Here is a 22,644-nt window from a genome sequence, read left to right as displayed (position 1 = left end):
ACTCACGTTGCCACTTTTACCGGTTCCACCGTTGGTGCCACCCCGGCCGACTGGGCGCGGGCGTCATAGCTTGTCAGCAGACGGTCGGCGACACCGGCGGACAGCCAGATCGCGGTCAGGGTGATCCACGCCGTTAGCGCGAAGATGGAGGCACCGGTGATACCCGCCCCGACGGCGCAACCACCGGCCAGCATGCCGCCAAAGCCCATGAGCGTTGCACCGGTGAGATAACGCGCCATCGACCTGCCGCCCTCGAAGCCCTGAAGAGCCAGTTCCCGCGTCAGGAGAGCCGCCAGGAACGAGCCAAGAAAAACGCCCGGCACCAGCCCCACGTCGAAATCGAGCAGGTCGCCCGGCGGTGACAGAACCAGCATCAGGGCGTCGGCGGACGGACCGGTGAAGGTCACACCTTCCACCTGCACGGGATCGAACGCCTGCTGCGCCATGGACGACGTGAACCACCAGGCCAGAGGAATTGCCAGCCCCGCCCCCGCCGCCGCCACAAGCTGCCAGAGCTTGACCCGCGAGCGCCACGCAAACACGAGCCCAGCTGCCAGCCACAGTGCCGTGAACCCGAAGGTCACCGAGGTGCTCAGCCCCAACATCTCGGTCAGGTCGTTGCCGCCGATGTCCCCTGTCGTCCAGAGGCCTGCAAACCATTCGCGCACCGGCTTCAACAGACCGCGCAGGCTGGCCTGGGCGACAACGGCAAAAACGAGGCCGGACAGCAGCGCCCGCAGATTGCCCGTGGCCGAGAGCACCAGCAGACGGCTGGCGCAGCCGCGCGCCAGCACCATGCCGGTGCCGAACATCAAACCACCCAGAAGGGCTCCGGAAAGGCTCTGCGGTGAGGCAAGCTGCCGGGCTTCGTTGGCCTGGATCTCGCCCAGGTGGATCAAAAGCTGGGTGCACAGAACCGCAGCGGAAAAGGTCAACAGCCAGACCGGCAGTCGGTCCTTCGGTGCCCCGCGCGAGAACTCCAGACTGGCAGCGCGCAGGCAGAAGCGGCTTTGCTGGGCAAAGGCGCCGAACAGGATACCGACAACCAGGCCGCCGATTGCCAGCAGCCAGGGCTCGGAAAACTCATCCAGCAGAAATGTCAGATCCATGAGCCTCTCCCAGGCACATTGCGTCCTCACGTTTCGTCAGCTTGGCGCCGTTTCACTGCGACAGGCATTGACCTCTCTCAATGAAACATAGATAAATTCAAAAGTTTGAATGTGTGGAGGATGCCATGTCCGGGCAATTTCGGAAAGATCTGACGAGACGCAACGTTCTTGCCGGAGGCCTCGCGCTTGCGGCCGCAGGACTGGCCGGGCGAATGACGCCCGCCTTCGCCACCGCGAACATGACCCTCGGCCAACTCGACATCACGGTCTTTTCCGACGGCCACCTGACCTTGCCGATGAGCTTCATCCTGCCCGAACAAAGCGAAGAAGAGATCGCGGCGCTGCTGAAACCCCATGGCCTTGCCACGGACGCGCTGACGCCGGACTGCAACATCACATTGCTCCGGACCGGCGACCGCACAGTCCTGTTCGACGTGGGCTCAGGCGCCAACTTCCAGTCGACAGCAGGTGAGTTGCCCGACCATCTGGCCGAAGCCGGCATTGATCCGTCGGACATCACCGACATCATCTTCACCCACGCCCATCCCGATCACCTGTGGGGCATTCTGGACGATTTCGACGACCCGCTTTACCCGGAAGCCCAGATCTGGATGCCACAGGCTGAATGGGACTACTGGCGCGCCGACGACACGCTGGCCAAGACGCCGGAGGAGCGCAAGAGCTTCGTGGTCGGGGCGCAATCTCGTTTCGATGTGATCGAAGATCGGGTGACCATGATCAAACCGGGCCAGGAAGTGCTGCCGGGCGTTGAGGCCGTTGACACGGCAGGACACACCCCCGGCCACATGTCCTACATGCTGCACGGCGGTTCCGAGAGCCTGCTGGTGGTGGGCGACGCGATATCCAATACGGTGATTTCGTTCGAAAAACCCGGCTGGGCCTCCGGCTCCGATCAGGACCGCGACATGGGCATTGCCACCCGCAAGGCGCTGCTCGACCGGCTGGCGCAGGATCGGTCCCGCGTCATCGGCTACCACTTCCCGCACCCCGGCGGCGGGCACGTCGAACGCTCCACAGAGGCCTACAGCTTCGTTGCGGTCTGAGGAACCGGATTACCGGTGGCGGGATTACTCCGCCGCTGAGTGATGCGCGGCACCCTGGTTACGCTGGAAGGCGGCAAAAACGTTGCCTTCCACAAGCCAGGCAAGGCCGACCCGCGCGCCAAGTGCCATGGACACCATGACAACCGGTGCGGAAATCGCCAGCGTGGAAAAGCCGGTGATGCCCTGCCCCACCGTGCAGCCCATGGAAAACACCCCGCCAACGCCCATCAGCGTACCGCCCAGAAGATGCCGGCCGAGTTCGCGGGCATCGTCGCATGCCTCCCAGCGGATATCCCGCTTCCACAGGGCCGCGACCACCGCTCCGAGAAGCGTTCCGACAATCAGACCGACGCCGTAATCCGGCAAGGTTCCCGTGTAGGTGATGAGCTGCATGATGGTATCGCCCACCGGCACGACGAAGGACCCGGCTTCGATCTGGATCGGATCGAAGGAACGCGCGGCTAAGAAGGTCGTCGCCCACCAGCCGAAGGCAATCACGCTGCCGATCACGACACCGGTTCCGATCTTGCTCCATTGACGGCGATAGGTCGCCGATTTGAAGATCCAGACCAGTCCCGCAAGCGCGATCACGATGGCGATTACGCCCTGCAGCTTCATGCCGACCAGGGTCGAGACAATGTCCCCCATGGACTGACTGCCGCTTTCAGAAAAGGAGACGGCAAGATCATCGACAAGCGGCACCCGCAGGATGCCGACAATGCCCCGTTGGGCGGCAAGCGCCGACAGGCCGATCACCGTCAGCACCACCAGGGCCCGAAGGCTTCCGCCTCCCAGACGCAGAACGGCACCGAAGCCGCAGGTGCCGACAAGTGCCATGCCGATGCCAAACATGAAGCCGCCCAGGATGGCACCCGTCCAGGCAAATTCCGGTGACAGATAGAAGGAGGCGGCCGTGTCGGCCAAGCCGAAAGCAACAAGCAACTGCGTGCCGATGAGCGCGGAGACGGACGCAAGCACCCAGGTTCTGAGAGCGCTGCTGTCGCCCGCATACCAATGCCGTTCCAAGGCGGACAGGGTGCAGAAATGGTTCGACCGGGCGACAAAGCCCAGGACACATCCTGCAAGCACACCGAGCAGTGGTGTCAGCATCACCGGATCGAGATTGACCATGCGCGTCCTACCCTCCGCCGGGGTTTCCCGGCCGCGTTTCCCGTCTTCGCTCTTTCGGCGATTTTGATAAACCGTAGCAGGCGGCGAATACCGCAGCAATCGAACTCGTTGCTGCAACGCACGCATGCCGGCACGCTGCCTGCGCCTACTTTTCCGGGGCGCGAACGTCCTTGCAGAACAGATCGTAGAGGCTCGAGATGATCGAGCTCACTTCATCGTTCATCAGGCTGTAGTAAATCATGCGCCCGTCGCGCCGAGACTGCACCAGGCCTTCCAGGCGAAGGCGGGCAAGCTGCTGCGAGACGGCAGCCTGCGGCATGGTCAGGATTTCCTCGAGCTCGGACACTGACTTTTCGCCTTCCGACAGAAGACACAGGATCACGAGGCGCACTTCATGCGAAAGGGCCTTGAGCAGATCGCTCGCCTTCCGCGCCTGCTCCATCAGCAGGTCGAGGTCCTTCGCATCCAGGTTCTTGTCCAAGGCCGGCAGTATCATCCGGAGCCCACACCTTCTTCAAGCAATCGCCATTGCAGCGCACAAAATCAATTTACAGAGTCATGCCTTAACTTCCGCAGCGGATCAACAACCTCACTTGGGGGTGTTCGGAAGCTTTCCCAGCATATCGGTCAACAAGGGCCAGAAAAAGTGCTCTCCCGGGTAGCCGCGCAACCGGTCGATTTCAACGCCGTCGGCCATCAGAATGAAGGTCGGCGTCATGCGTTCCTTGGGAATTCCGGCAAGGTCCTGCGGCCAGGTGTCGGTAATGTCGACACGGCGCAATGGCGCCTGCCGGCCTTCCGCCGTTTTCGGATAGGCAATTCCGATTTCCTCGTTCCAGCGCTTGCACCAGACGCACCCCGGCTGTTCCAGCATGACCAGTTCGGCACTCCACGCCGGCAAGGCCTGTAACAGGTCGGAAAACACCACTCCGGCAAGGATCATCGCTCGAGTCGCGACGGACATTTTGCAATCTCCACATTTCTCCCATTGCAATATATAGGAACTTTTGAATATTTTAAAGCAACCAAAGATCGAGTTTCGCTGGGAGGAAATGAATGCTCGACGTCTCTCTGGGCGCTGCCTTTCTGGCAGGTCTGCTTTCATTCATTTCACCCTGTGTCTTGCCGATTGTGCCGCCGTATCTGTGTTACCTGGCCGGCGTCAGCGTTGATGAGCTGAAGGGCGAAACCGCAACCACTGACACCAGCCGCCGGGTGATTCTGGCCGCCATCGCTTTCGTGCTCGGCTTTTCGCTGGTCTTTGTCGCTCTTGGCGCGACGGCGAGCGTCATCGGCCAGTCGATCGCCCGCTACTACGATATCCTGTCGTATGTCGCAGGGGCGATCATCATCGTCATGGGCCTGCATTTTCTCGGCGTCTTTCGCATCTCGCTTCTGTTTCGCGAAGCCCGCATTCATGTGGAACGCAAGCCCGCGGGCCTGGTCGGAGCCTTTGTCATGGGCCTGGCATTCGCCTTCGGCTGGACACCCTGCGTCGGTCCGGTTCTGGCCGCCATCCTGTTCGTGGCCGGGTCCTCGGACACCACCTGGCACGGCGCAGGCCTGCTCGCGGTCTATGCGCTCGGCATCGGCCTGCCGTTCATCCTGGCGGCGGCATTTGCCAGCCGGTTCCTGAAACTGGCCGGCCGCTTCCGCAAACACATGGGCACGGTGGAAAAGATCATGGGTGGCCTTCTGGTTCTCACCGGCATTTTGTTCATCACCGGGCAAATGTCGGCCATCGCTTTCTGGTTGCTCGAAACATTCCCGATTTTCTCGCAAATCGGCTGACCGGCGGTATCCGGTCGAGGGAGGAAACTGACATGCGTATCTGGAAACACATGATTCTGGCGGTCGAACTCTTGGTCGCCCTGACCACAACCGCGCTCGCCGCAACGCTCGGCGACGACGGCCTGCACAAGCAGCCCTGGTTCACCGTGACATTTCGTGACATCGGCGAAGACATTGAAACCGCTGCCGGTGAAGGCAAGCGCCTGGCGATCATCTTCGAGCAGCGCGGCTGCATCTATTGCCGCCAGATGCACGAGAAGATTCTCTCCGATCCGGAGGTGACCGACTACATCAAAGAGAACTTCATGGTCGTGCAATACAACATGTTCGGCGATGAGGAAGTGATCGATCTGGACGGCGAAGAGCTGACCGAAAAGACCGCGGCCCGCAAATGGGGCTATGTCTTCACACCCACAATCGTGTTCCTGCCGGAGGAGGTTCCGAGCGAGGGAACGGTGTCGGAAGTGGCCGTTGCAACGATGCCCGGTGCCTTCGGCAAGTGGACATTCCTGAACATGTTCCGCTGGGTCCGGGAAAAAGGTTACGAGGGCGACGAGCATTTCCAGAAATATCATGCTCGCATAATCAACGAGTTACGCGAAAAAGGCCGGCTCGACGCGGAATAGGAAGCACGGACAAAACAGGTTTATGCCTCATAGGGCAAAAGGCCTATTGCATAACATATGCAAAAAATCATATCTTTTAATATGAGGAGGACAGGCAGGCTGGGGAATCGGACCTGCCGAAGGAACGCAAGCGGCACCACAGCCGGCCGTTCCGCACTGAGGAGGAAAGCCGACACAATGTTCAAGGGCGCGACACATTTCAGCCTGCCGGCGGCCTTTGCCGGCCTGGCCGTCCTGGCCGCTTCGGCAGCGGCCGCCGGGACGGTTGCTCCGGACAGCGTTCCCATCGAGGATATGGAACTGTCCCAATCCCTGACGGGTGTTCCAGGAGACCCGCTGGCCGGACGCGAAGCCTTCGCCGACCGCAAGAAGGGCAATTGCCTGGCCTGTCATGCCAATGCCGATCTCAGCGACCAGCTGTTCCACGGTGAAGTCGGACCCGTCCTGGACGGCGCCGCCGACCGCTGGAGCGAGGCGCAACTGCGCGCCATCGTGGTCAACAGCAAGGACGTTTTCGGCGACCAGACCATCATGCCCGGTTTCTACACCCTGAAGGTGGGCATCAACGTCGACGAGGAATTCGCCGGCAAAACCATCCTGTCAGCGCAAGAGGTAGAGGACGTCGTCGCCTATCTCCTGACGCTGAAAGAGAATTGATCTCGGGTTTCAAGGAGCAAGAGATGAGCTTTACAAGACGCCAGGTGTTTGGTCTCACGATCGGAGCCGCCGCTTTCGTGGCAGCCGGATCGCGGGTTTCCTTCGCCGCAACCGACCAGACCGAAGAAGCCATCAAGGCTTTCACTGGTGGAGCCGAGCCCAAGGAAGGCACGGTGTCCCTCGACACGCCGGAAATCGCTGAAAACGGCAACACGGTGCCTGTCGGCGTGTCCGTCGAGAGCCCGATGACGGCAGACAGCTTTGTCGAATCCGTCCTGATCCTCGCCGACGGCAACCCCAATCCGGCCGTTGCGACATTCCACTTCACCGCCATGAGCGGGGCCGCCGAAGCCAAGACACGCATCCGGCTGGCCAAGACGCAGAATGTCATTGCTGTCGCCAAGATGAACGACGGGTCCACCTTCATCGACCGCAAGGAAGTGAAAGTCACCATCGGCGGCTGCGGCGGTTAATCCGCACAAGCGCAAGCGGCTTGTCCGCAGGACCGGCCCGGCGTTCAGCCGAACGGCCGCCCGGCAAGCAGATCAGGGATACGAAGGAACGAAATCATGGCAGATCCGAAACCGCGCGTGAAAGTGCCCAAGAAGGCAGCAGCGGGCGAAGTCATCACCATCAAGACGCTTATCAGCCACCCGATGGAATCCGGTCAGCGCAAGGACAAACAGGGCAACCTCATTCCGCGCCAGATCATCAACAAGTTCACCTGCGAGTTCAACGGACAGGTGGTGTTTTCCTGCGACATGGACCCGGCCGTCTCGGCAAACCCCTACGTGGAGTTCAATGCCAAGGTGAACGAAAGCGGCACGTTCAAATTCACCTGGGTTGACGACGACGGCAGCGTCTACGAATCCGAGAACAAGATCACTGTTGAATAGGCAGCGGCCCGGCATCTGCGGCTGTGACATCGCAGCCGATTGAACGGCCGGAAGCAGATGGCATCGAGAGTGTCGGAACATCGTATCTGCAGTCAGTCGAAGGCAGGGTGTTCCAGGGATCGCTCAAATCGGGAGGAGACGATTTGGCCAATAAAACGAAACGCATAGCCACCATGCTCGCAGCATTGATGGTCGGCACAAGCGCTAGCCTGGCCGGGGGGCCGGTTGACGAAAAGCTCGTTATCGACGGTGAACTGGAAATCAAGACCCGCGTGCCGGCACCGGAAGGTCATCCTTTTGATGAACTCATCTCCGGCTGGCATTACCGTACGGATGAGACCCGTGATCTTGAAGCCGACAGCTTCCAGAACCCGGGCATGCTCTATGTCGAACGCGGCGAGGAAATCTGGAACACGGTCGATGGCGCAGCAGGAAAATCCTGCGCATCCTGCCACGAGGACGCCGAAAGCTTCCTCAAGGGCCTCGGTGCAAGCTATCCCAAGTGGAATGAGGAAGCCGGCAAGCCGTTCAACATCGAACTTCAGATCAATCAGTGTCGCGAACAGAACATGCAGGCAGAGCCCTACAAGTTCGATGCGGCCGATCAGAAAGCTCTGACGACCTACATCAAGCATCAGTCACTCGGTATGCCGATGCATGTCGACCTGAGCGAAGGCGAGATGCAGGCCTGGTGGGAAAAAGGCAAGGACCTCTACTACACCCGCACGGGTCAGTTGAACCTGTCCTGCGCCACCTGCCACGAGAACTATAACGGCAGCTATATCCGGGCTGATCACCTCAGCCAGGGCAACGTCAACGGCTTCCCGACTTACCGTCTGAAGCAGAGCGAAATGGTGTCGCTGCACAACCGCTTCCGTGGGTGTATTCGCGATACCCGCGCAGCCTTCCCGCCTGCCTTCTCCGACGAGCTGATGGCTCTGGAGGTCTATGTGACCTGGCGCGGGTCCGGGCTCGACATCGAAACCCCGGCGGTCCGCCAATAGGCTAACCGTTCAACCTCCGGCGCGGTCACAGCCGCCGCGCCGGTTTCTTTCCCGGTCTTGCACCAGGCGGAAAGAGCAGGCTGACAACATCATCGTCCCCCACGTGGGATAACCGGGGTGCACGGCGTTGCCGCGCATCAGCGGGAAAACTATGCAACCGGCCCGGCAACGGCCGTTGGTTTGGAGAAACCGAGAATGTTCTCAAGACGTGAGTTCCTGATGGCGGCAACCGCGACAAGCGCCTTGCTCGGATCGGGCATGGCGGGTTCGTGGTCGCGGCTGATGGCGCAACAGGCCCTGACGGAGGACCAGCTCCTGGGCATGGAGGCCAAGGGCACGCTCACGCTGGTGCATATCACCGACATCCACGCCCAGTTGAAGCCGATCTACTTCCGCGAACCGTCGATCAACCTGGGTATCGGAGACGTCAAGGGCAAACCGCCCCATGTCACCGGGGCGGATTTCCTGAAGCTCTACAACATCGAGGCCGGGTCACCGGATGCCTATGCGCTCACGTCTGAAGACTTTGTCGCCCTGGCCAGAACCTACGGCAAGATGGGCGGCATGGATCGGGTCGCTACCGTCATCAAACGCATTCGCGCCGAACGCGGTGCCGATAACGTTCTTCTCCTGGATGGCGGCGATACCTGGCAGGGCAGCTACACGTCGAATGTGACCGAAGGCGAAGACATGATCACGATCATGAACTCGCTGGAACCGGACGCCATGACCGGCCACTGGGAATTCACCTATGGCACCGACCGGGTGCAGGAAGTCATCGACAGCCTGCCCTTCGCCTTCCTCGGCTCCAACATCTATGACAACGAATGGGACGAACCGGCCTTCGAAGCCTGGAAGATGTTCGAGCGCGGCGGATCCAAGGTCGCCGTCATCGGCCAGGCTTTCCCCTATACGCCGATTGCCAACCCGCGCTGGATGATCCCCGGCTGGTCCTTTGGCATCCGTGAGGAAGATATTGCCAAACATGTCGCCGAGGCCCGCGACGAAGGTGCTGAAATCGTCGTGCTTCTGTCCCACAACGGCTTCGACGTCGACCGCAAGCTGGCGTCCCGTGTCGCCGGCATCGACGTCATCCTGACGGGCCACACGCACGATGCCTTGCCGGAACCGGTCATCGTCAACAACACGCTGGTGATCGCCTCTGGTTCCAACGGCAAATTCGTGTCCCGGGTGGATCTCGATGTTCAGGACGGCAAGCTGTCGGGCTATGCCTATCGCCTGATCCCGATCTTCTCCGACGTCATCACGCCCGATGCGGATATGGCAGCGCTGATCGATGAGGTCCGCGCCCCTTACGAAGCGGATCTCGCCCGTGTTCTCGGCAAGACCGAGAGCCTCCTCTACCGGCGCGGCAACTTCAACGGCACCTTCGACGATCTCATCTGCCAGGCGCTCTTGAGCGAACGTGACGCCGAGATTGCCCTGTCGCCCGGCTTCCGCTGGGGAACATCGCTTCTGCCGGGCCAGGACATCACCTTCGAGGACGTCCACAACGCCTGCGCCATGACCTATCCGGCAGCCTACCGCTCGCCGATGACCGGTCAGATGCTGAAGGACATTCTGGAGGATGTCGGCGACAACCTCTTCAACAAGGACCCTTACTACCAGCAGGGCGGCGACATGGTCCGCGTTGGCGGCATGGGCTACACCATTGACCCCAACAAGGAGATCGGCGAGCGCATTTCGGGCATGACCCTGCTCGCCACCGGCGAAGCCATAGACCCGGCGAGAGAATACATCGTCGCCGGCTGGGCCTCGGTCAACGAGGGCACGGAAGGCCCGCCCATCTCCGAAGTCGTTGAAGCCTATCTCACAAGCAATCCCGTGGTCAGCCTGCCGGACAACCAGTCCGTCAAGCTGGCAGGATGATGCCTTTTCTTCAGAGATCCTGAGGACACGATCATGACTGACAAAACCATTTCAAAGACGCCGGGCCTGTCCAGGCGCTCCCTCCTGAAAGCAGGGTTCGCAGCGGGCGCCGTTGCAGGCACCGCAGGTGCCGCGCGCGCGGCCGGCGATCCGCTGATCACCGAGATACAGGACTGGAACCGTTATCTCGGCGACGGTGTCCAGGCGCGCCCCTATGGCGTGCCGTCGGAATTCGAGGCCCATGTGGTTCGCCGTGACGTGGAGTGGCTGACGGCCTCCACCGAAAGTTCGGTCAACTTCACACCGCTGCATGAGCTGGACGGCATCATCACGCCCAACGGCCTGTGTTTCGAGCGCCACCACGGTGGCATTGCAGAGATCAACCCGGCCGATCACCGGCTGATGATCAACGGCCTTGTCGACACGCCGCTGGTCTTCACCATGGAAGACCTGAAGCGCTTCCCGCGGGAGAACCGGGTCTACTTCCTGGAATGCGCCGCCAACTCCGGCATGGAGTGGCGCGGCTCCCAGCTCAACGGCTGTCAGTACACCCACGGCATGGTCCACTGCGTGATGTATACCGGCGTGCCGCTGAAACTGATCCTGGAAGAGGCCGGTCTGAAGACCAATGCCAAATGGGTGATGCCGGAAGGCGCCGATGCCTCGGCCATGACCCGCTCCATCCCGATGGAAAAGGCCCTCGACGACTGCCTGGTCGCCTTCAAGATGAACGGTGAGGCGCTGCGCCCCGAACAGGGGTATCCGTTGCGTCTGGTCGTGCCCGGCTGGGAAGGCAACATGTGGGTGAAGTGGCTGCGCCGGATCGAAGTCGGGGACGAACCCTGGCACCAGCGCGAGGAGACGTCCAAATACACGGACCTTCTGGAAAACGGCAAGGCCCGCCGCTTTACTTGGGTGATGGATCCGAAATCGGTCATCACCTCGCCGAGCCCGCAGGCGCCGATCAGCCACGGCAAGGGGCCGATGGTCATCTCCGGCGTCGCCTGGTCCGGAAACGGTCGGATCAAACGGGTCGATGTATCGCTTGATGGCGGTCGCAACTGGAAGACGGCCCGTCTGGACGGCCCGAGCCTGTCGAAAGCCATGCACCGGTTTTACCTCGATATCGACTGGGACGGCTCGGACATGCTGCTCCAGTCCCGCGCGATGGACGAGCACGGCTTCTTCCAGCCGACCAAGAACGAGCTGCGTGCCGCCCGCGGTGAAAACTCGATCTACCACAACAACGGCATCCAGACGTGGCATGTCAAAGCAGACGGAATGGTGGAAAATGTCGAAGTTTCTTAAAGCCCTCAGCCTTGGAACCATGATCGCCACCCTGCCCCTGCTTGCCGCGACGGCCCATGCGGGGGATGCTGAGAAGGGCGAAAAGGTTTTCAAGAAATGCGCTGCCTGCCACGCTGTGGGAGAAGGCGCAAAGAACAAGGTCGGACCGGAACTAAACGAGGTTTTCGGCCGCACTGCCGGGTCGCTCGAGGACTACAAGTATTCCAAGGCGATGACCGAAGCCGGTAGCGGCGGGCTCGTCTGGGACGAGACGACGCTGACCACCTATCTGACCAAGCCCAAGGACATGGTCAAAGGCACCAAGATGGCCTTCGCCGGTCTGAAAAAGCAGGAAGACCTGGAAAATGTGATCGCCTATCTGGCCACCTTCTCCAGCACGGCCGCTCCCACCGACCAGCAAGGCGCCACAGAACCGGCTGCCGAAGAAACAGAAACCGCCAGCGCCGAGACAACGGCGGAAGCGCCGGCCATGCCCGTGTCCGAAACCCGTGAGGGTGGTGTTTTCGGTCTCGGACGGGTGGCGACGGCAGACGAGGTCGCAGCCTGGGACATCGACATCCGCCCCGACGGCACCGGCTTGCCGGAAGGCTCCGGCACGGTCGCCGATGGCGAAGTGCTGTTCACCGAGAACTGCGCCGTCTGCCACGGCGACTTCGGCGAAGGCGTCGGCCGCTGGCCGGTTCTGGCGGGCGGCCAGGACACCTTGACCGAGGAACGCCCGGAAAAGACCATCGGCTCCTACTGGCCGTATCTTTCCACGGTTTATGACTACGTCCGCCGCGCCATGCCATATGGCAACGCTCGTTCCCTGTCGGATGACGACGTATATGCGTTGACCGCCTACCTTCTTTACCTGAACGACATTGTCGAGGACGAGGACTTCGAATTGTCGAAAGACAATTTCCGGGAGATCCATCTTCCCAATGAGGCGAACTTCATCGCGGACACACGCGCCGAAGAGCCGCATTATGCAGCCAAGGCCGAACCCTGCATGAGCGACTGCAAGGACAGTGCTGTCGAGATCACCATGCGCGCCCGTATTCTCGACGTGACCCCCGGTTCCGTCGATGACGACGAGGCCTCGGGCGTGGGAGGCGTCGACTGACATCGTTTTGCGGCAACGGCCCGTGAAAGAAAGGCCGCCCGCGCAAGGCCGCCGCAGGATATCCTGCGGCGTTAGGAGGAGGAAACGATGGGAATGTTTTCAAGATTGGCAGTGGCCGGTTCGGCCCTGCTGATGCTTGGCTCTGCCGTATTGGCGGACGACGGCATCCACAAGCTTGCCCTGCAGATCAGCGACAATGATCCTCAGAAGATGAACACCGTTTTGAACGTCGCATCCAATGTGGCCCGCCACTACTCTGAAATCGGCGAGGAAGCCGACATCAAGATCGTGGCCTTCAATGCCGGCCTGCACATGTTCCGCGTCGATACGTCTCCTGTTTCGGACCGCATGAAATCCTTCGTGCAAAGCATGCCCAACGTCGCCTTTGAGGCCTGCGACAACACCCGTCAGGCCATGGCCAAGAAGGAAGGCAAGGACATTCCGCTTCTGGAGGGTGTCGAAATCGTTCCCGCCGGAGCTGTCACGCTGATGGAGCTGGATGAAGACGGCTACACCATTTTGCGTCCCTGAATCCTGAAGATTGCCGCGCGGGCGGGTGAAACGCCCGCGCAGCTTCATCACCTACGTAGAAGGCTGCCGGACTGGCTGGCCCCTCTCGCCTGAACGGCCGATGCCCTCAACCGCATTTCCTGCGGTGCCCGTCGCGCCTCGTCCCGGTATCAGACGGACTTGCTTGTTTTCCCTCGACTTTCCGCCTCGACTGGGAACTTGCTGCTTTTCAAAGCGTTTTGATCAATTGCAATGGAGAAGCCATTTCAATGACCGAAACAGCCGCGTTTCAAACCAATTGCCGAGCATGCCCTCTAAGACAGAAAACTGCGTTCCGATCTCTGGAAGGGAAGGAGCTGGACTTTATTTCGAATTTCAAAAGCGGTGAGCTAACGGTCGAGGCCGGGGCGACGATCGTTCAGGAAGAGAACAAGAGCCCTCATCTCTACACCATTCTGGATGGCTGGGCCTTTCGTCACAAGACGCTAAACGACGGCCGTCGGCAGGTGTTGAACTTCGCCCTGCCGGGCGACCTCGTCGGCATTCAGCTTGCTGTCCTCAAAGACATGCAGCACTCCGTTACCGCCCTGACAGACACCACGTTGTGTGTCTTTCAACGCGACAAGGTCTGGTCGATATTCAAGGATCATCCAAGCCTCGCCTTTTCGATGACGTGGATCGCCGCACGCGAGGAACAGATACTGGACGGGCACATCATCAGCCTCGGCCAACGCACTGCACTGGAGCGGTTGTCCTATCTCATCCTGCACCTTTACGACCGGGCACAGGACGTTGGCTATGCCAGCAATCAGATGCTTGATGCCCCATTTTCCCAGAGCCATCTGTCCGACGCACTCGGCATCACCCCGGTGCATACCAGCCGGACACTTCGAAAGCTGGTTGAAAGAGGGCTGATTAGCTGGGAGAAAGACCGGATCCGCGTGCTGGACAGGGACGCCCTTGTGAAGCTCGCGTCTTACGAAGCCGTGCGGGATGAACCGCGCCCGCTCATCTGAGCAGGCGTCAGGCCCAGTCAAGCGCGCCGACGACACGCGGTAAAGTCATTTAGATGTTCTTCGGAAATGACCGAGGTGGGCGTCCGCTGCGTTGCCAGAGCTTGAAAACGAAATTCGCTTCCTACGCTTTTGTGCCTGCAGGAAGACCGCTCCGCCCCGATGCAATCCATCTTCACATCTGGGGCCGGCCGATTGGCTCAGATCAGCGCACCGATCTGATCCTTGGTATAGGGCTTGCTCAAGATGACATGCCCTTCAAAATCTGTCGGAAGAGGGCCAAGATCACTATACCCGCTGGCAAAGATGAACTTGGTTCCCTTTTCCAGAAGCTGCTTGGCGAAAGCCAGGCTCGTATCGTCGCCGATCTTCACATCCAGAATGACGAAGCTGAACAGGTGAGCCGCCAGTGCCTCCGCCGCTTCCGCAAGGCTTGCGAGCGTTTCGACCGGCGAGAACCCGAGCTCTTCCAGCATCATCTGCGTATCGAGCGCGATGATCGGATTGTCTTCGACAACCAGTGCCGGGCCGCGCGTTTCCGCCACGGCTTGATAAGTTTCCGTTGTCACGAGGGTTCTCATTGTCAGTTTGGTTGACTGTTCGCAAGATGCCACGAAACCAGCCGACCTGCATTAACATAAGTTATAAGACGCTTTTATTTTCTACTTTGATCCCTGTCTATCGGGAAATTAATCGGCAGCGTGAAACCTTTTCTTAACTTGGGCGTTTACGGGGTGGAGGTAGACATTATGTTCACGCTACGCAAACGAATTCCGACTAACGCCCCTGCTGCTATCGCCATCGCTGCGCTTATGGCATCCAGCCTGATTGTTGCAGAGCCGTTCTTTACGAAACAAGCTGACGCGGAAACCGCTCACAAGAGCGACGCGGCCGCAGCAGTTGAAGTTGAGCAGAAGGCCGCTCCCAAGGGTGACCTGCAGGTTGAGCTGGCCGACGTCCACGGTCGCCCGACCCGCTGTGTGTCCGGTGTCGGCGTAACGACATGCACCGGTTGGCCCATCGCGCACGGAATGCTTGCGTACAACGAAGAGTAAGATTTCTTGAAAACAGAAAAATGAAAAGCCGCCTCTTCCAGGCGGCTTTTGTTTTGTCTGCATGCCTTTGACAAGGACCAGCCCGAAGCGACGCGCTGTATCGCGCAAAGCGTCTTCCCATCGAGACACGTATAACGAAGGTAGAAGGCCTGGTTGGGTTGGTCGCCCATGCTGGCAAGCTTGGACCGCGCTCCCGAACTCCTCGCCAGGGCGGCGACAGGTCAAAACCGGCCAATCCTGGGACTCACCGGTTTCAAACATTTCTGGCTGGTTTTGAATAGAACTTTGCTATCAGGACCTAAAACCGGTGACGGGGCGGGAGGACACGGGCAGGGCCGCATCTGTGGGATCGTTCACGATCTCAAGCACCGTTCCCACAACAAGAAGCAAGGGAACGGCGACAAACCCGCCGACCGGGCCCCATAGCCAGATCCAGAAGGCAATCGCAAGAAAAACCAGGAAAGGGTTCAACGTCATTGTTCGCCCAAGCACGGTCGGCGTGACGAATTGTGCTTCGATCAGGTTGAGCGCCAGATAGACCAGCGGCGGCGTCAGAATTGCCAAAGGTGTGTTCCCGGTCGCCAGCCCGACGGCGCACATCATCAGCACCATGAGCGCCGGTCCGATATAGACCACATAATTCAGTACACCGGCCATCATGCCCCACAACAAGGGCGATGGGACACCAAGAAGCCACATGACCAAAGCCACGGCCGCGCCGAGCCCCGCATTGATGAGGCTTATGGAAATGAGATAGGTGGACAGTCGCGACTCGATAGTGCGAAACGCGGTCAGGATGCACCGCCTGCCTTCACCGTCTGACGAAAGCTGGAGAGCGGCCCTGCGAAGATGGGGGCCTGTCAGCAGAAAGAAATAGAGACTGGCCAGGAACAGGATGACCTGAGCCATGAAGGCCGGAGCGAAATAGAACACGCTTTCGACCGCGGAATTGTCTTCGACGCTGACCTGCATGCCGCCGTTCTGACCCACGGCATTGCGCAGATCTTCCTGAAGGCTCGCGACGGAGGAAAAGAAGCCCTGCCAGCTGATCAACTGCGCCTGAAGGCGCGACCAGATCAGCGGCAATCTGTCCAGCCAGTCCGAAAGTGGGACGATGAAAGCCGCCCCGGCTGTCAGAATGAAGACAATGAAAAGCAACACCATACCGCCCGCCGACAACCAGTCGGGGACGCCAAGGCGCGAGAGCCGTTCCACCGGCGGCACGAATATCGTACCGACGACGATGGAAAGGCACACGGGCGCGAAAATCACCTGGCCGATGTCCAGGGCGGCGGTCAGCGCAATGGCGCACAGGATGACGACCGAGATCCGGACAATCGGGTCCGACCTCAGGGTCTCGGTCACTGTCGTTACGGCACCTTCTCCGGCCGTGGCATCTCGGTCTGCCTGCGCTGTCATCACTGTAAGCTCCAAAGGCCGGCGTGACGCGCGGCAGAGTGTTAGTCGCGATCTTCGCCGCCCAATGTCTGAGCCGCCAGCAGGGCCAGGCCACCCAAAGCGGCGGTAACCAACAGACCCTTGGACTTTGTAAGCTGTGGCAGAATGGAAACGGCGGCAGCCAGCGTAAGCCGCTGAGCGACTTGTGAATGCGCCTTGCGTTTGCGGTCCCTGTGCTTCAGGAAGCTGAGCACCGCGACAACAACCAATCCAGTAACCGCCATGATGGCGGCAATCAGCAATGCCGCCATAGCAGGGCCGAAAATCGGCGCAAGATATGCGCCGGCAGCGACCACCCCGGCCACGTAAGCCGTTGCGAAACAGACTGCCGCAATGCCGCTCAACACGGCATTGCGCTTGGCACGGCGAACCATGCCGTTAAAGTCTCGCGAAACGGCTCCGAAAGCCATTGGAATGGCACGCAGAAACATTAGCGACGCACCAGCGCGGCGATCAGGAAGCCGATGCCGGCGGCGATGCCGATGGACTGCAACGGACGTTTGCGAACTTCCGCGACGAAGGCCCGTTCGTATCTCTGCAGCTCTGCGGACAGGTCGTTCAAAGCATCCTGAGACATCTTGGTCAGATCCTCGCCAGCCGCAGCGGCCTTGGACTTGTACTCATCCGTCTTGCCGGAACCGTATTTCTTGAGCGACCCGGCCAGCGAAGCGATGTCGCCGCGAATGCGCTCAATGTTCGCCTCGATTTCACGGGCGCTCACAGTATCATTGGCTGGATCGGAATTCGTTGCCGAGACGGTCTTCGGGGTTGCCATCTTGTCGCTCCTGTTCTCAATCGCGAGCGGCCCTGGTGGCCGACACGCACATTGCATATTCGGGATGGAGCCCGGAACCCGGGCGCATGATTACCGCGCCATTCAAACGCGCGGTCTGGGCTGTAAACGGCCCTGCAGTGATTTGGTTCCAGACAAAACAGAAGGAATTAATGCCTGGCCAGGGCGCGATCTCACCCGCGGACAGAGCACATGACGAAAAAGAACGGCCGGATTAACAAAGGCCTCGTTTTCAGGCACTGACCCTGCCCGCCCCTACCCTCGAAGGGCTTCGATCAGCTCTGATTTGGACATCTTGGAGCGACCATCGATTTCCAGCTCCTGCGCCCGTTCATACAGCTCTTCCTTGGTCCAGGACTCGTAAGGCGAGGCTTTACCGCCCTTGACGGAGGGAGACTGGCTGTCGTTGGCCTGGGCATTCGCAATTCTCGCCGATTTTTCCTTGCTGTAACCCTTGTCGCGCAAGGCGTCGTATGTGTCTTCATTCTTGATACTGGAACTGGATTTCGACGCCATCTCGGTCTCCTTTCAATTGCTTCCGGCACCGTGCTGGTGATCCGTCTCCGCAGAGCGTGACCGGAAAAATTCCTGTTTCACCTGGATGCCTGCAACGGCGGGGCAAACATGTCGGTTAGGTGCAGAGCGTATGAAGGGCCTGCGCCGCCTGTCGTCTCACGATGTCGGCATACACTAGACTTAACGCTGCTGTACGCGAGCAGGTTCCAACAACGCTTTTCGATAGGCCAGACCTTGCAAACCCAGGAAAGGCATAAAGCGCAAGAAATGCAGCTCCGTATCGACGAGACCGCGAAACGAATACAAATGCTTTTCTTGAAAAGATTTCAAAACATTTTTTCCATTCGGGAGAAAAAAGAAATTTTGTCAGAAACATGGAACTGACAGCAGGCTGAAGACTTTTCTTACCGAAGACCATGAGGCGCCCTTGTCAGCTCAGTTTGGCAAAGGACAGCGCCTTCAGACAGCAAGAAAGGAAGAACAATGTCGACGTCCAAGGTTCTGAACATCGAAACTCCCAAGGTTGACCAGATCAAGACAGGCGTTTCCGACGAAGTGCGCGAGCAGCTCGCAAAGCATCTGTCCGTTATCCTGGCTGAAACCTACATGCTGACCATCAAGTCGCACCTTTATCATTGGAACGTCGTCGGCCCGCTCTTCAAATCAATTCATGATCTGACGGAAGAGCATTACGAGAACCTCTTCGCCGCGACCGACGATCTGGCAGAGCGTATCCGTGCGCTTGGCCACCGTGCACCGGTCAATGTCGATGAAGGCAAGCTCAATCTGAGTGTCAGCCTGCCGGCGGGCGGCATGCCGAACGCCTTCGAAATGATCGAAGACCTGGTGCGCAGCCACGAGATGATTGCAGCCGAAATGCGCGACATGGCCGCCTATGCCGGCGAGAACAGCGACCCGGTAACGGAAGATCTGCTGACCCAGCGAATCACCTTCCACGACAAGGCTGCGTGGATGCTGAGAGCTGTCATCACCGAGTAAACGGCCGAGCCCGAAACTTGAGGCAATTAAAAGAAAAAGAAGGGCCGTGTGCCGTTATGCGGCAGGCGGCCCTTTGCGTGATTTGAGCCCCATCATTCCAAATTGTAAGAAGCCATGATCAGCGTACCGAAACGATTTGCAGGGTTCCGAACCGCCGCAAGCGTTCTGGAAGACCCGTCCCTCTCGGATAAACAAAAGCGGACGGCATTGCTGTCCTGGCGGGCAAGCCTTCGGAAGGCGCCACAGGCCAGTTCCGAAAAAGGTCGGACACCGCAAGAGCTGATTTCAGAAATCGATGACGCGCTGAAAACCCTTCGCAGCGACAAAACTCCGCACGAGGACGCCTCCTGAAAGCTGGCGCTAGCGCCACCGCGGATCAGTCTGGCCACGCCGGCATCAGCCCTACCCTCAAGGTTGGCGAGGATCAGCTGTTGGTTTGCCGCTCCGGAAACTCGATGGTGCAACGCAGTCCTTCTGGCGCGAAGTCGATTGCGACATCGCCATCGAGCGCCGGCCCGACCAACCGCTCCAGTAGCATTTTTCCAAAGCCGTTGCGCTTTGGCGGCACAACTTCCGGACCGTCACTTTCTTTCCAGACCAGCTTGACCTTGCCGTCTTCCGTTGTCCACGAGACTGACAATTTCCCCCCGAGCACTGACAGAGCCCCATATTTGGCGGCATTGGTCGTCAGCTCGTGCAGGGCCAGGCCAAGGTTCTGCGCGGCATCAGCCGTGATTGAACACGGGTCACCCTTGATCTCGATCTGAGGGCTGCTCGGATCGATGGATTGCGCCAGATGCGCCAGCACCAGCTCTTTCAGGTCCGCGCCGTACCAGGACTGTGAAACCAGCAGATCATGGCTGGCGGCCATTGCCTGAAGCCTTGCGGCAAAGCTCTCGACGAAATCTTCCGTGTTGTCCGAGCGCGCAGCGGTCTGCCGGGCCATGGCCTGAATAACCGCAAGCAGGTTCTTCGAGCGGTGCGTCAGCTCCCGCATCACGAGATGCATCTGGCGTTCGTTTTCGCGCTTGTGCGTCAGGTCGATCGAAATACCGATCAGGCCGATAATCCGGCCTTCCTTGTCTCTCGATGGTTCGATGCGCATGTTGTAGCTGCGATTGACGCCATTCATGTCCATGTCGAATTCGATGACGGCGCTCTCGCCTGTCTCAAGCACCTTCTTCTTTGCCGGAATGAGCTTGAGTTGGCTTTCTTCCGGAAACAGCTCCGCATCGCTCTTGCCGATGAAGAAATCCGGTTTCAGGCCCGGCGACGGATTGACGACGTGGACATATTTCAGGTCGAGATCCTGCTCGAAAACAGTCGTCAGCGAGCCGTCGAGCGCCTTCTCGAAACGCCGGTTGGCCTCCGCAAGCTGTCTTGCGAGGGAGGAGAGCCGAATTTCATAAAGGCTCTTCTCGGTCATATCGATTGCCGTACACAAGACGCCGTCGATATCGCCGCTTATGTTTCGCGTCGGATGCACGATCAGATCCAGCGAGATCGTCCCCGTTTCTTCGCTGTCCAGAGCAAAATACGTCGAGGCGGTCTCGCCGGTTTCCAGCACCCGGCGCTTCACCTCTTCCAATTCCGAGGCGGTCTCCTCCGGCATGAGGTCGTGGTCCGTGCAGCCAAGGATATCTTCCGGCTTCCTGCCAAACCGCGGATTATGGATCCAGGTGTAGCGCAGATCCTTGTCCTGGGTGAAAACGGAAATGTTGGAGCCGGTCAGGGCGGTTTCGAAGCGCTCGTTGATACGCTTGACCTCCCGCCGCGTTTTGCCGACCTTGTCGGAAAGCTCGACGTTTTCAGCCTTCAGCATATCGTTGACCCGCTCCAGATCCTGCAGCGAAGGAATGGCAAGAAGCATCGGCCGCACCCGCCAGACAACAACCGCGGTTGCCACCGAGACAACGGCAGTGACCAGCTTGATCAGGCCTTGCGCGCCGTAAATCGGCCACCAAAGCGTTGCCAGGGCCGTCAGATGGGTCAGGCCACACGCCAGAATGAAGGCGATGAACAGATACCCGATCCTGCGAGAATTCCCCTGGATGTCCGGACGCCTGCGCAGGAAGTCGAAAATCATGAAGGGAATGGTAAAATAGGCCAGAGCGATCAAACCGTCCGAGATCGCATGCATGGCTACGAGGTCCGGACGCCACAGCAGGCAGTATCCATGCGGCATGAACGACGCCGCTCCAAAAAGATATGTAACAATATCAGACATTTCGGTCTTGCTCCGTTATCCGGGCATATGTCCTTGCGCTGAAGTCCCGCAAAAAGAAAGCCGCTTGCGCACCAGGGCGCCAGTCCATGTTCGGCGCTGTCGCCGACCGCAATTCATTTGGAACCATTACCCTTAGGAACCGTTTGCCATGTGTCATCAAGACAAGGAGAAAACGACCGATGAATTGGGACCGGATTGAAGGAAACTGGAAAGAATTCAAAGGAAAGGCCATCGCCCAGTGGGGCAAACTGACCGACGACGAAGTCGATCGCGTCGACGGCCGCCGAACGGAACTTGCTGGCCTCATCCAACAAAAATATGGCAAGACCCGCGAAGAAGCCGAGAAGGACATTGAGGACTGGCTCTCACGGCACTGAAGGAAAAGGGCGGGCCTTAGTGCCCGCCTCTTCCCTTCCGGACTGAATTTGCAGCGTTCTGACACGGCAGACAAGCGACCCGATCCTTCGTCCTGCTCGCTTTCCAAGGAACGCACGCAAGACAAAGGGAACGTTTCGCTCATCCTGTCACTGCCTGCCTCAGGCAGCGACGACTTCTTCCGTGCCCTTGAAAAACAGGGCCTGGCTGATGCCAGCCTTGACCGTGTTCGGGTTGAACGGCTTGGTGATGAGGAACGTCGGCTCCGGCCGCTCGCCGGTCAGCAGGCGCTCGGGGAAGGACGTGATGAAGATGACCGGAACGGACATTTCCGCAAGGATTTCCTTCACCGCATCGATACCCGATGAGCCATCGGCGAGCTGGATATCGGCAAGAACCAGCCCAGGCTTCTGTGCCTTCGCGGCAGCAATAGCGTCGCTTGCCGTGCGGGCAACGCTGGTGACACCATGACCGAGGGATTCCACGATCTGGATAAGATCCATGGAAATGAGCGGCTCGTCCTCGATGATCAGCACATCGGTCTTGGTCTGCCGGTCGATTTCAGAGATCGCATCCTGAACCAGCCCGGTCACATCCTCTTCACTGCGCTGAATGATGAGCGCGGTTTCGGGAAGCGAGAAACCTTCCAGCGTCGACAGCAACAGGGTCTGCCGGCTTTCCGGCGCCATGGTTGCCAGACGCTGCTGAGCAGTCTGCTCGAAAATGGAAACTGTCCCGTCGTGTGTGGTTGGCGGAACGACACTTGCGTTCCACAGAACATGGAAAAGCCGGTACAGACCGATCTTCACGCCATGAGTCGTGTCGATGATGGTCTGATCTGCCACCAGCGCCTGCAAGCATGCCCTGACATAGGCATCGCCACTTTTCTGACTTCCCGCCAAAGCTCTTGCATATCTGCGCAGATATGGCAGCAGCGGCGCGATTTCTTCCGAAAGGCTCACGGACATAAATAAGTTCCTTAATGTGTTGCCGCTCGATAGCGGCCGAACGGCCCGCTTACAGCGCGCCCGTAAATCGAAAATGCATTCGGCAAAAAAAAGTTCCCTGCCGAAGGAACTTTTTTTTTGCCACTGCGTTTATGTCTCAATTAAGCCTA

General features: G+C 59.3%; 26 protein-coding genes. 15 read left to right on the top strand and 11 right to left on the bottom strand.

Annotation, left to right across the window (positions count from 1 at the left end; genetic code table 11):
* Positions 1-2: 2 nt before the first annotated feature.
* On the bottom strand, positions 3-1,109 hold the full coding sequence (locus V1T76_RS23665; RefSeq protein ID WP_330563144.1) for a YeeE/YedE family protein: 1,107 nt from the start codon (positions 1,107-1,109) through the stop codon (positions 3-5).
* Positions 1,110-1,234: 125 nt separating this feature from the next.
* Here V1T76_RS23665 and V1T76_RS23660 point away from each other — a divergent pair, with 125 nt between their 5' ends.
* Positions 1,235-2,173, top strand: a complete 939-nt coding sequence (locus tag V1T76_RS23660) for an MBL fold metallo-hydrolase (protein ID WP_330563143.1) — start codon at positions 1,235-1,237, stop codon at positions 2,171-2,173.
* Between the two features lie 24 nt (positions 2,174-2,197).
* Here the strand turns inward: V1T76_RS23660 and V1T76_RS23655 are convergent, their stop codons facing one another.
* The 3 genes from V1T76_RS23655 to V1T76_RS23645 form a co-directional block, all read right to left on the bottom strand.
* Positions 2,198-3,304 (bottom strand): YeeE/YedE family protein, encoded by a 1,107-nt coding sequence (locus V1T76_RS23655; RefSeq protein ID WP_330563142.1) that lies wholly within the window; start codon positions 3,302-3,304, stop codon positions 2,198-2,200.
* Positions 3,305-3,449: 145 nt separating this feature from the next.
* Positions 3,450-3,800 carry an ArsR/SmtB family transcription factor gene (locus tag V1T76_RS23650; RefSeq protein WP_006937177.1) on the bottom strand — a complete coding sequence of 117 codons (351 nt, stop codon included), beginning with the start codon at positions 3,798-3,800 and terminating at the stop codon, positions 3,450-3,452.
* Between the two features lie 93 nt (positions 3,801-3,893).
* Positions 3,894-4,268 (bottom strand): transcriptional regulator, encoded by a 375-nt coding sequence (locus tag V1T76_RS23645; RefSeq protein ID WP_330563141.1) that lies wholly within the window; start codon positions 4,266-4,268, stop codon positions 3,894-3,896.
* Positions 4,269-4,360: 92 nt separating this feature from the next.
* On the opposite strand from V1T76_RS23645, the gene V1T76_RS23640 reads away from it, so the two are divergent.
* The 11 genes from V1T76_RS23640 to V1T76_RS23590 all read left to right on the top strand — a co-directional run bounded on the left by V1T76_RS23640 (position 4,361) and on the right by V1T76_RS23590 (position 14,107).
* Positions 4,361-5,095: a cytochrome c biogenesis CcdA family protein gene (locus V1T76_RS23640; RefSeq protein ID WP_330563140.1), complete on the top strand. Its 735-nt coding sequence runs from the start codon at positions 4,361-4,363 to the stop codon at positions 5,093-5,095.
* Between the two features lie 32 nt (positions 5,096-5,127).
* Positions 5,128-5,721, top strand: coding sequence for a SoxW family protein (locus V1T76_RS23635; RefSeq protein ID WP_417710003.1), 594 nt, complete (start codon positions 5,128-5,130; stop codon positions 5,719-5,721).
* A gap of 177 nt (positions 5,722-5,898) precedes the next feature.
* Complete coding sequence (gene soxX, locus V1T76_RS23630) at positions 5,899-6,378, top strand: sulfur oxidation c-type cytochrome SoxX (protein ID WP_330563139.1); 480 nt, start codon at positions 5,899-5,901, stop codon at positions 6,376-6,378.
* Between the two features lie 23 nt (positions 6,379-6,401).
* Positions 6,402-6,851 (top strand): thiosulfate oxidation carrier protein SoxY, encoded by a 450-nt coding sequence (gene soxY / locus V1T76_RS23625; protein WP_330563138.1) that lies wholly within the window; start codon positions 6,402-6,404, stop codon positions 6,849-6,851.
* Positions 6,852-6,947: 96 nt separating this feature from the next.
* The gene (gene soxZ / locus V1T76_RS23620) at positions 6,948-7,274 is read left to right on the top strand and encodes a thiosulfate oxidation carrier complex protein SoxZ (RefSeq protein ID WP_330563137.1); all 327 of its coding nucleotides are present in this window, start codon (positions 6,948-6,950) and stop codon (positions 7,272-7,274) included.
* Positions 7,275-7,447: 173 nt separating this feature from the next.
* Complete coding sequence (gene soxA, locus V1T76_RS23615) at positions 7,448-8,278, top strand: sulfur oxidation c-type cytochrome SoxA (protein WP_330563233.1); 831 nt, start codon at positions 7,448-7,450, stop codon at positions 8,276-8,278.
* A 195-nt stretch (positions 8,279-8,473) separates the two neighbouring features.
* A complete protein-coding gene (soxB, locus tag V1T76_RS23610; protein WP_330563136.1) occupies positions 8,474-10,168 on the top strand; it encodes a thiosulfohydrolase SoxB in 1,695 nt (564 codons plus the stop codon).
* Positions 10,169-10,201: 33 nt separating this feature from the next.
* Positions 10,202-11,476, top strand: a complete 1,275-nt coding sequence (gene soxC / locus V1T76_RS23605) for a sulfite dehydrogenase (RefSeq protein WP_330563135.1) — start codon at positions 10,202-10,204, stop codon at positions 11,474-11,476.
* Complete coding sequence (locus V1T76_RS23600) at positions 11,460-12,581, top strand: c-type cytochrome (RefSeq protein WP_330563134.1); 1,122 nt, start codon at positions 11,460-11,462, stop codon at positions 12,579-12,581. Before soxC ends, V1T76_RS23600 begins: the two co-directional genes overlap by 17 nt.
* A 93-nt stretch (positions 12,582-12,674) precedes the next feature.
* The gene (locus V1T76_RS23595) at positions 12,675-13,112 is read left to right on the top strand and encodes a DsrE family protein (protein WP_330563133.1); all 438 of its coding nucleotides are present in this window, start codon (positions 12,675-12,677) and stop codon (positions 13,110-13,112) included.
* Between the two features lie 248 nt (positions 13,113-13,360).
* Complete coding sequence (locus V1T76_RS23590) at positions 13,361-14,107, top strand: Crp/Fnr family transcriptional regulator (protein WP_330563132.1); 747 nt, start codon at positions 13,361-13,363, stop codon at positions 14,105-14,107.
* A gap of 197 nt (positions 14,108-14,304) precedes the next feature.
* On the opposite strand, the gene V1T76_RS23585 is transcribed toward V1T76_RS23590, so the two are convergent.
* A complete protein-coding gene (locus V1T76_RS23585) occupies positions 14,305-14,673 on the bottom strand; it encodes a response regulator (protein ID WP_330563131.1) in 369 nt (122 codons plus the stop codon).
* Between the two features lie 180 nt (positions 14,674-14,853).
* On the opposite strand from V1T76_RS23585, the gene V1T76_RS23580 reads away from it, so the two are divergent.
* Entirely contained in the window at positions 14,854-15,159 is a 306-nt protein-coding gene (locus V1T76_RS23580; RefSeq protein WP_330563130.1) for a hypothetical protein, read from the top strand.
* A 291-nt stretch (positions 15,160-15,450) separates the two neighbouring features.
* Here V1T76_RS23580 and V1T76_RS23575 read toward each other — a convergent pair whose 3' ends face one another.
* The 4 genes from V1T76_RS23575 to V1T76_RS23560 all read right to left on the bottom strand — a co-directional run bounded on the left by V1T76_RS23575 (position 15,451) and on the right by V1T76_RS23560 (position 17,926).
* Positions 15,451-16,578 (bottom strand): AI-2E family transporter, encoded by a 1,128-nt coding sequence (locus V1T76_RS23575; protein ID WP_330563129.1) that lies wholly within the window; start codon positions 16,576-16,578, stop codon positions 15,451-15,453.
* Positions 16,579-16,619: 41 nt separating this feature from the next.
* Positions 16,620-17,048, bottom strand: coding sequence for a hypothetical protein (locus V1T76_RS23570; RefSeq protein ID WP_330563128.1), 429 nt, complete (start codon positions 17,046-17,048; stop codon positions 16,620-16,622).
* A complete protein-coding gene (locus V1T76_RS23565) occupies positions 17,048-17,392 on the bottom strand; it encodes a DUF883 family protein (protein ID WP_330563127.1) in 345 nt (114 codons plus the stop codon). Before V1T76_RS23565 ends, V1T76_RS23570 begins: the two co-directional genes overlap by 1 nt.
* A 273-nt stretch (positions 17,393-17,665) precedes the next feature.
* The gene (locus V1T76_RS23560; protein ID WP_330563126.1) at positions 17,666-17,926 is read right to left on the bottom strand and encodes a DUF7218 family protein; all 261 of its coding nucleotides are present in this window, start codon (positions 17,924-17,926) and stop codon (positions 17,666-17,668) included.
* Positions 17,927-18,409: 483 nt separating this feature from the next.
* On the opposite strand from V1T76_RS23560, the gene V1T76_RS23555 reads away from it, so the two are divergent.
* Positions 18,410-18,925, top strand: a complete 516-nt coding sequence (locus V1T76_RS23555; protein ID WP_330563125.1) for a Dps family protein — start codon at positions 18,410-18,412, stop codon at positions 18,923-18,925.
* A gap of 424 nt (positions 18,926-19,349) precedes the next feature.
* Here the strand turns inward: V1T76_RS23555 and V1T76_RS23550 are convergent, their stop codons facing one another.
* Positions 19,350-21,152 carry a sensor histidine kinase gene (locus V1T76_RS23550; RefSeq protein ID WP_330563124.1) on the bottom strand — a complete coding sequence of 601 codons (1,803 nt, stop codon included), beginning with the start codon at positions 21,150-21,152 and terminating at the stop codon, positions 19,350-19,352.
* A 179-nt stretch (positions 21,153-21,331) separates the two neighbouring features.
* Here V1T76_RS23550 and V1T76_RS23545 point away from each other — a divergent pair, with 179 nt between their 5' ends.
* A complete protein-coding gene (locus V1T76_RS23545; protein ID WP_330563232.1) occupies positions 21,332-21,529 on the top strand; it encodes a CsbD family protein in 198 nt (65 codons plus the stop codon).
* Between the two features lie 159 nt (positions 21,530-21,688).
* Here the strand turns inward: V1T76_RS23545 and V1T76_RS23540 are convergent, their stop codons facing one another.
* The gene (locus V1T76_RS23540) at positions 21,689-22,489 is read right to left on the bottom strand and encodes a response regulator (protein ID WP_330563231.1); all 801 of its coding nucleotides are present in this window, start codon (positions 22,487-22,489) and stop codon (positions 21,689-21,691) included.
* Positions 22,490-22,644: the final 155 nt, after the last annotated feature.

The sequence above is a fragment of the Roseibium sp. FZY0029 genome (assembly GCF_036350355.1).
GTDB lineage: Bacteria > Pseudomonadota > Alphaproteobacteria > Rhizobiales > Stappiaceae > Roseibium.
The sequence above is the reverse complement of the archived record's forward strand: the minus strand, read 5'-3'. Positions and strand labels throughout refer to the sequence as shown.

Bases quoted from the DNA above. Each gene is read 5' to 3' on its own strand.
- V1T76_RS23545 (WP_330563232.1), top strand. From the start codon at position 21,332: ATGAATTGGGACCGGATTGAAGGAAACTGGAAAGAATTCAAAGGAAAG.
- V1T76_RS23640 (WP_330563140.1), top strand. From the start codon at position 4,361: ATGCTCGACGTCTCTCTGGGCGCTGCCTTTCTGGCAGGTCTGCTTTCA.
- V1T76_RS23655 (WP_330563142.1), bottom strand. From the start codon at position 3,304: ATGGTCAATCTCGATCCGGTGATGCTGACACCACTGCTCGGTGTGCTT.
- V1T76_RS23650 (WP_006937177.1), bottom strand. From the start codon at position 3,800: ATGATACTGCCGGCCTTGGACAAGAACCTGGATGCGAAGGACCTCGAC.
- V1T76_RS23580 (WP_330563130.1), top strand. From the start codon at position 14,854: ATGTTCACGCTACGCAAACGAATTCCGACTAACGCCCCTGCTGCTATC.
- soxZ (WP_330563137.1), top strand. From the start codon at position 6,948: ATGGCAGATCCGAAACCGCGCGTGAAAGTGCCCAAGAAGGCAGCAGCG.
- V1T76_RS23660 (WP_330563143.1), top strand. From the start codon at position 1,235: ATGTCCGGGCAATTTCGGAAAGATCTGACGAGACGCAACGTTCTTGCC.
- V1T76_RS23600 (WP_330563134.1), top strand. From the start codon at position 11,460: ATGTCGAAGTTTCTTAAAGCCCTCAGCCTTGGAACCATGATCGCCACC.
- V1T76_RS23565 (WP_330563127.1), bottom strand. From the start codon at position 17,392: ATGGCAACCCCGAAGACCGTCTCGGCAACGAATTCCGATCCAGCCAAT.
- V1T76_RS23570 (WP_330563128.1), bottom strand. From the start codon at position 17,048: ATGTTTCTGCGTGCCATTCCAATGGCTTTCGGAGCCGTTTCGCGAGAC.
- soxY (WP_330563138.1), top strand. From the start codon at position 6,402: ATGAGCTTTACAAGACGCCAGGTGTTTGGTCTCACGATCGGAGCCGCC.
- soxC (WP_330563135.1), top strand. From the start codon at position 10,202: ATGACTGACAAAACCATTTCAAAGACGCCGGGCCTGTCCAGGCGCTCC.
- V1T76_RS23645 (WP_330563141.1), bottom strand. From the start codon at position 4,268: ATGTCCGTCGCGACTCGAGCGATGATCCTTGCCGGAGTGGTGTTTTCC.
- V1T76_RS23555 (WP_330563125.1), top strand. From the start codon at position 18,410: ATGTCGACGTCCAAGGTTCTGAACATCGAAACTCCCAAGGTTGACCAG.
- V1T76_RS23665 (WP_330563144.1), bottom strand. From the start codon at position 1,109: ATGGATCTGACATTTCTGCTGGATGAGTTTTCCGAGCCCTGGCTGCTG.
- soxA (WP_330563233.1), top strand. From the start codon at position 7,448: ATGCTCGCAGCATTGATGGTCGGCACAAGCGCTAGCCTGGCCGGGGGG.
- V1T76_RS23560 (WP_330563126.1), bottom strand. From the start codon at position 17,926: ATGGCGTCGAAATCCAGTTCCAGTATCAAGAATGAAGACACATACGAC.
- V1T76_RS23590 (WP_330563132.1), top strand. From the start codon at position 13,361: ATGACCGAAACAGCCGCGTTTCAAACCAATTGCCGAGCATGCCCTCTA.
- V1T76_RS23595 (WP_330563133.1), top strand. From the start codon at position 12,675: ATGTTTTCAAGATTGGCAGTGGCCGGTTCGGCCCTGCTGATGCTTGGC.
- V1T76_RS23550 (WP_330563124.1), bottom strand. From the start codon at position 21,152: ATGTCTGATATTGTTACATATCTTTTTGGAGCGGCGTCGTTCATGCCG.
- soxX (WP_330563139.1), top strand. From the start codon at position 5,899: ATGTTCAAGGGCGCGACACATTTCAGCCTGCCGGCGGCCTTTGCCGGC.
- V1T76_RS23635 (WP_417710003.1), top strand. From the start codon at position 5,128: ATGCGTATCTGGAAACACATGATTCTGGCGGTCGAACTCTTGGTCGCC.
- soxB (WP_330563136.1), top strand. From the start codon at position 8,474: ATGTTCTCAAGACGTGAGTTCCTGATGGCGGCAACCGCGACAAGCGCC.
- V1T76_RS23575 (WP_330563129.1), bottom strand. From the start codon at position 16,578: ATGACAGCGCAGGCAGACCGAGATGCCACGGCCGGAGAAGGTGCCGTA.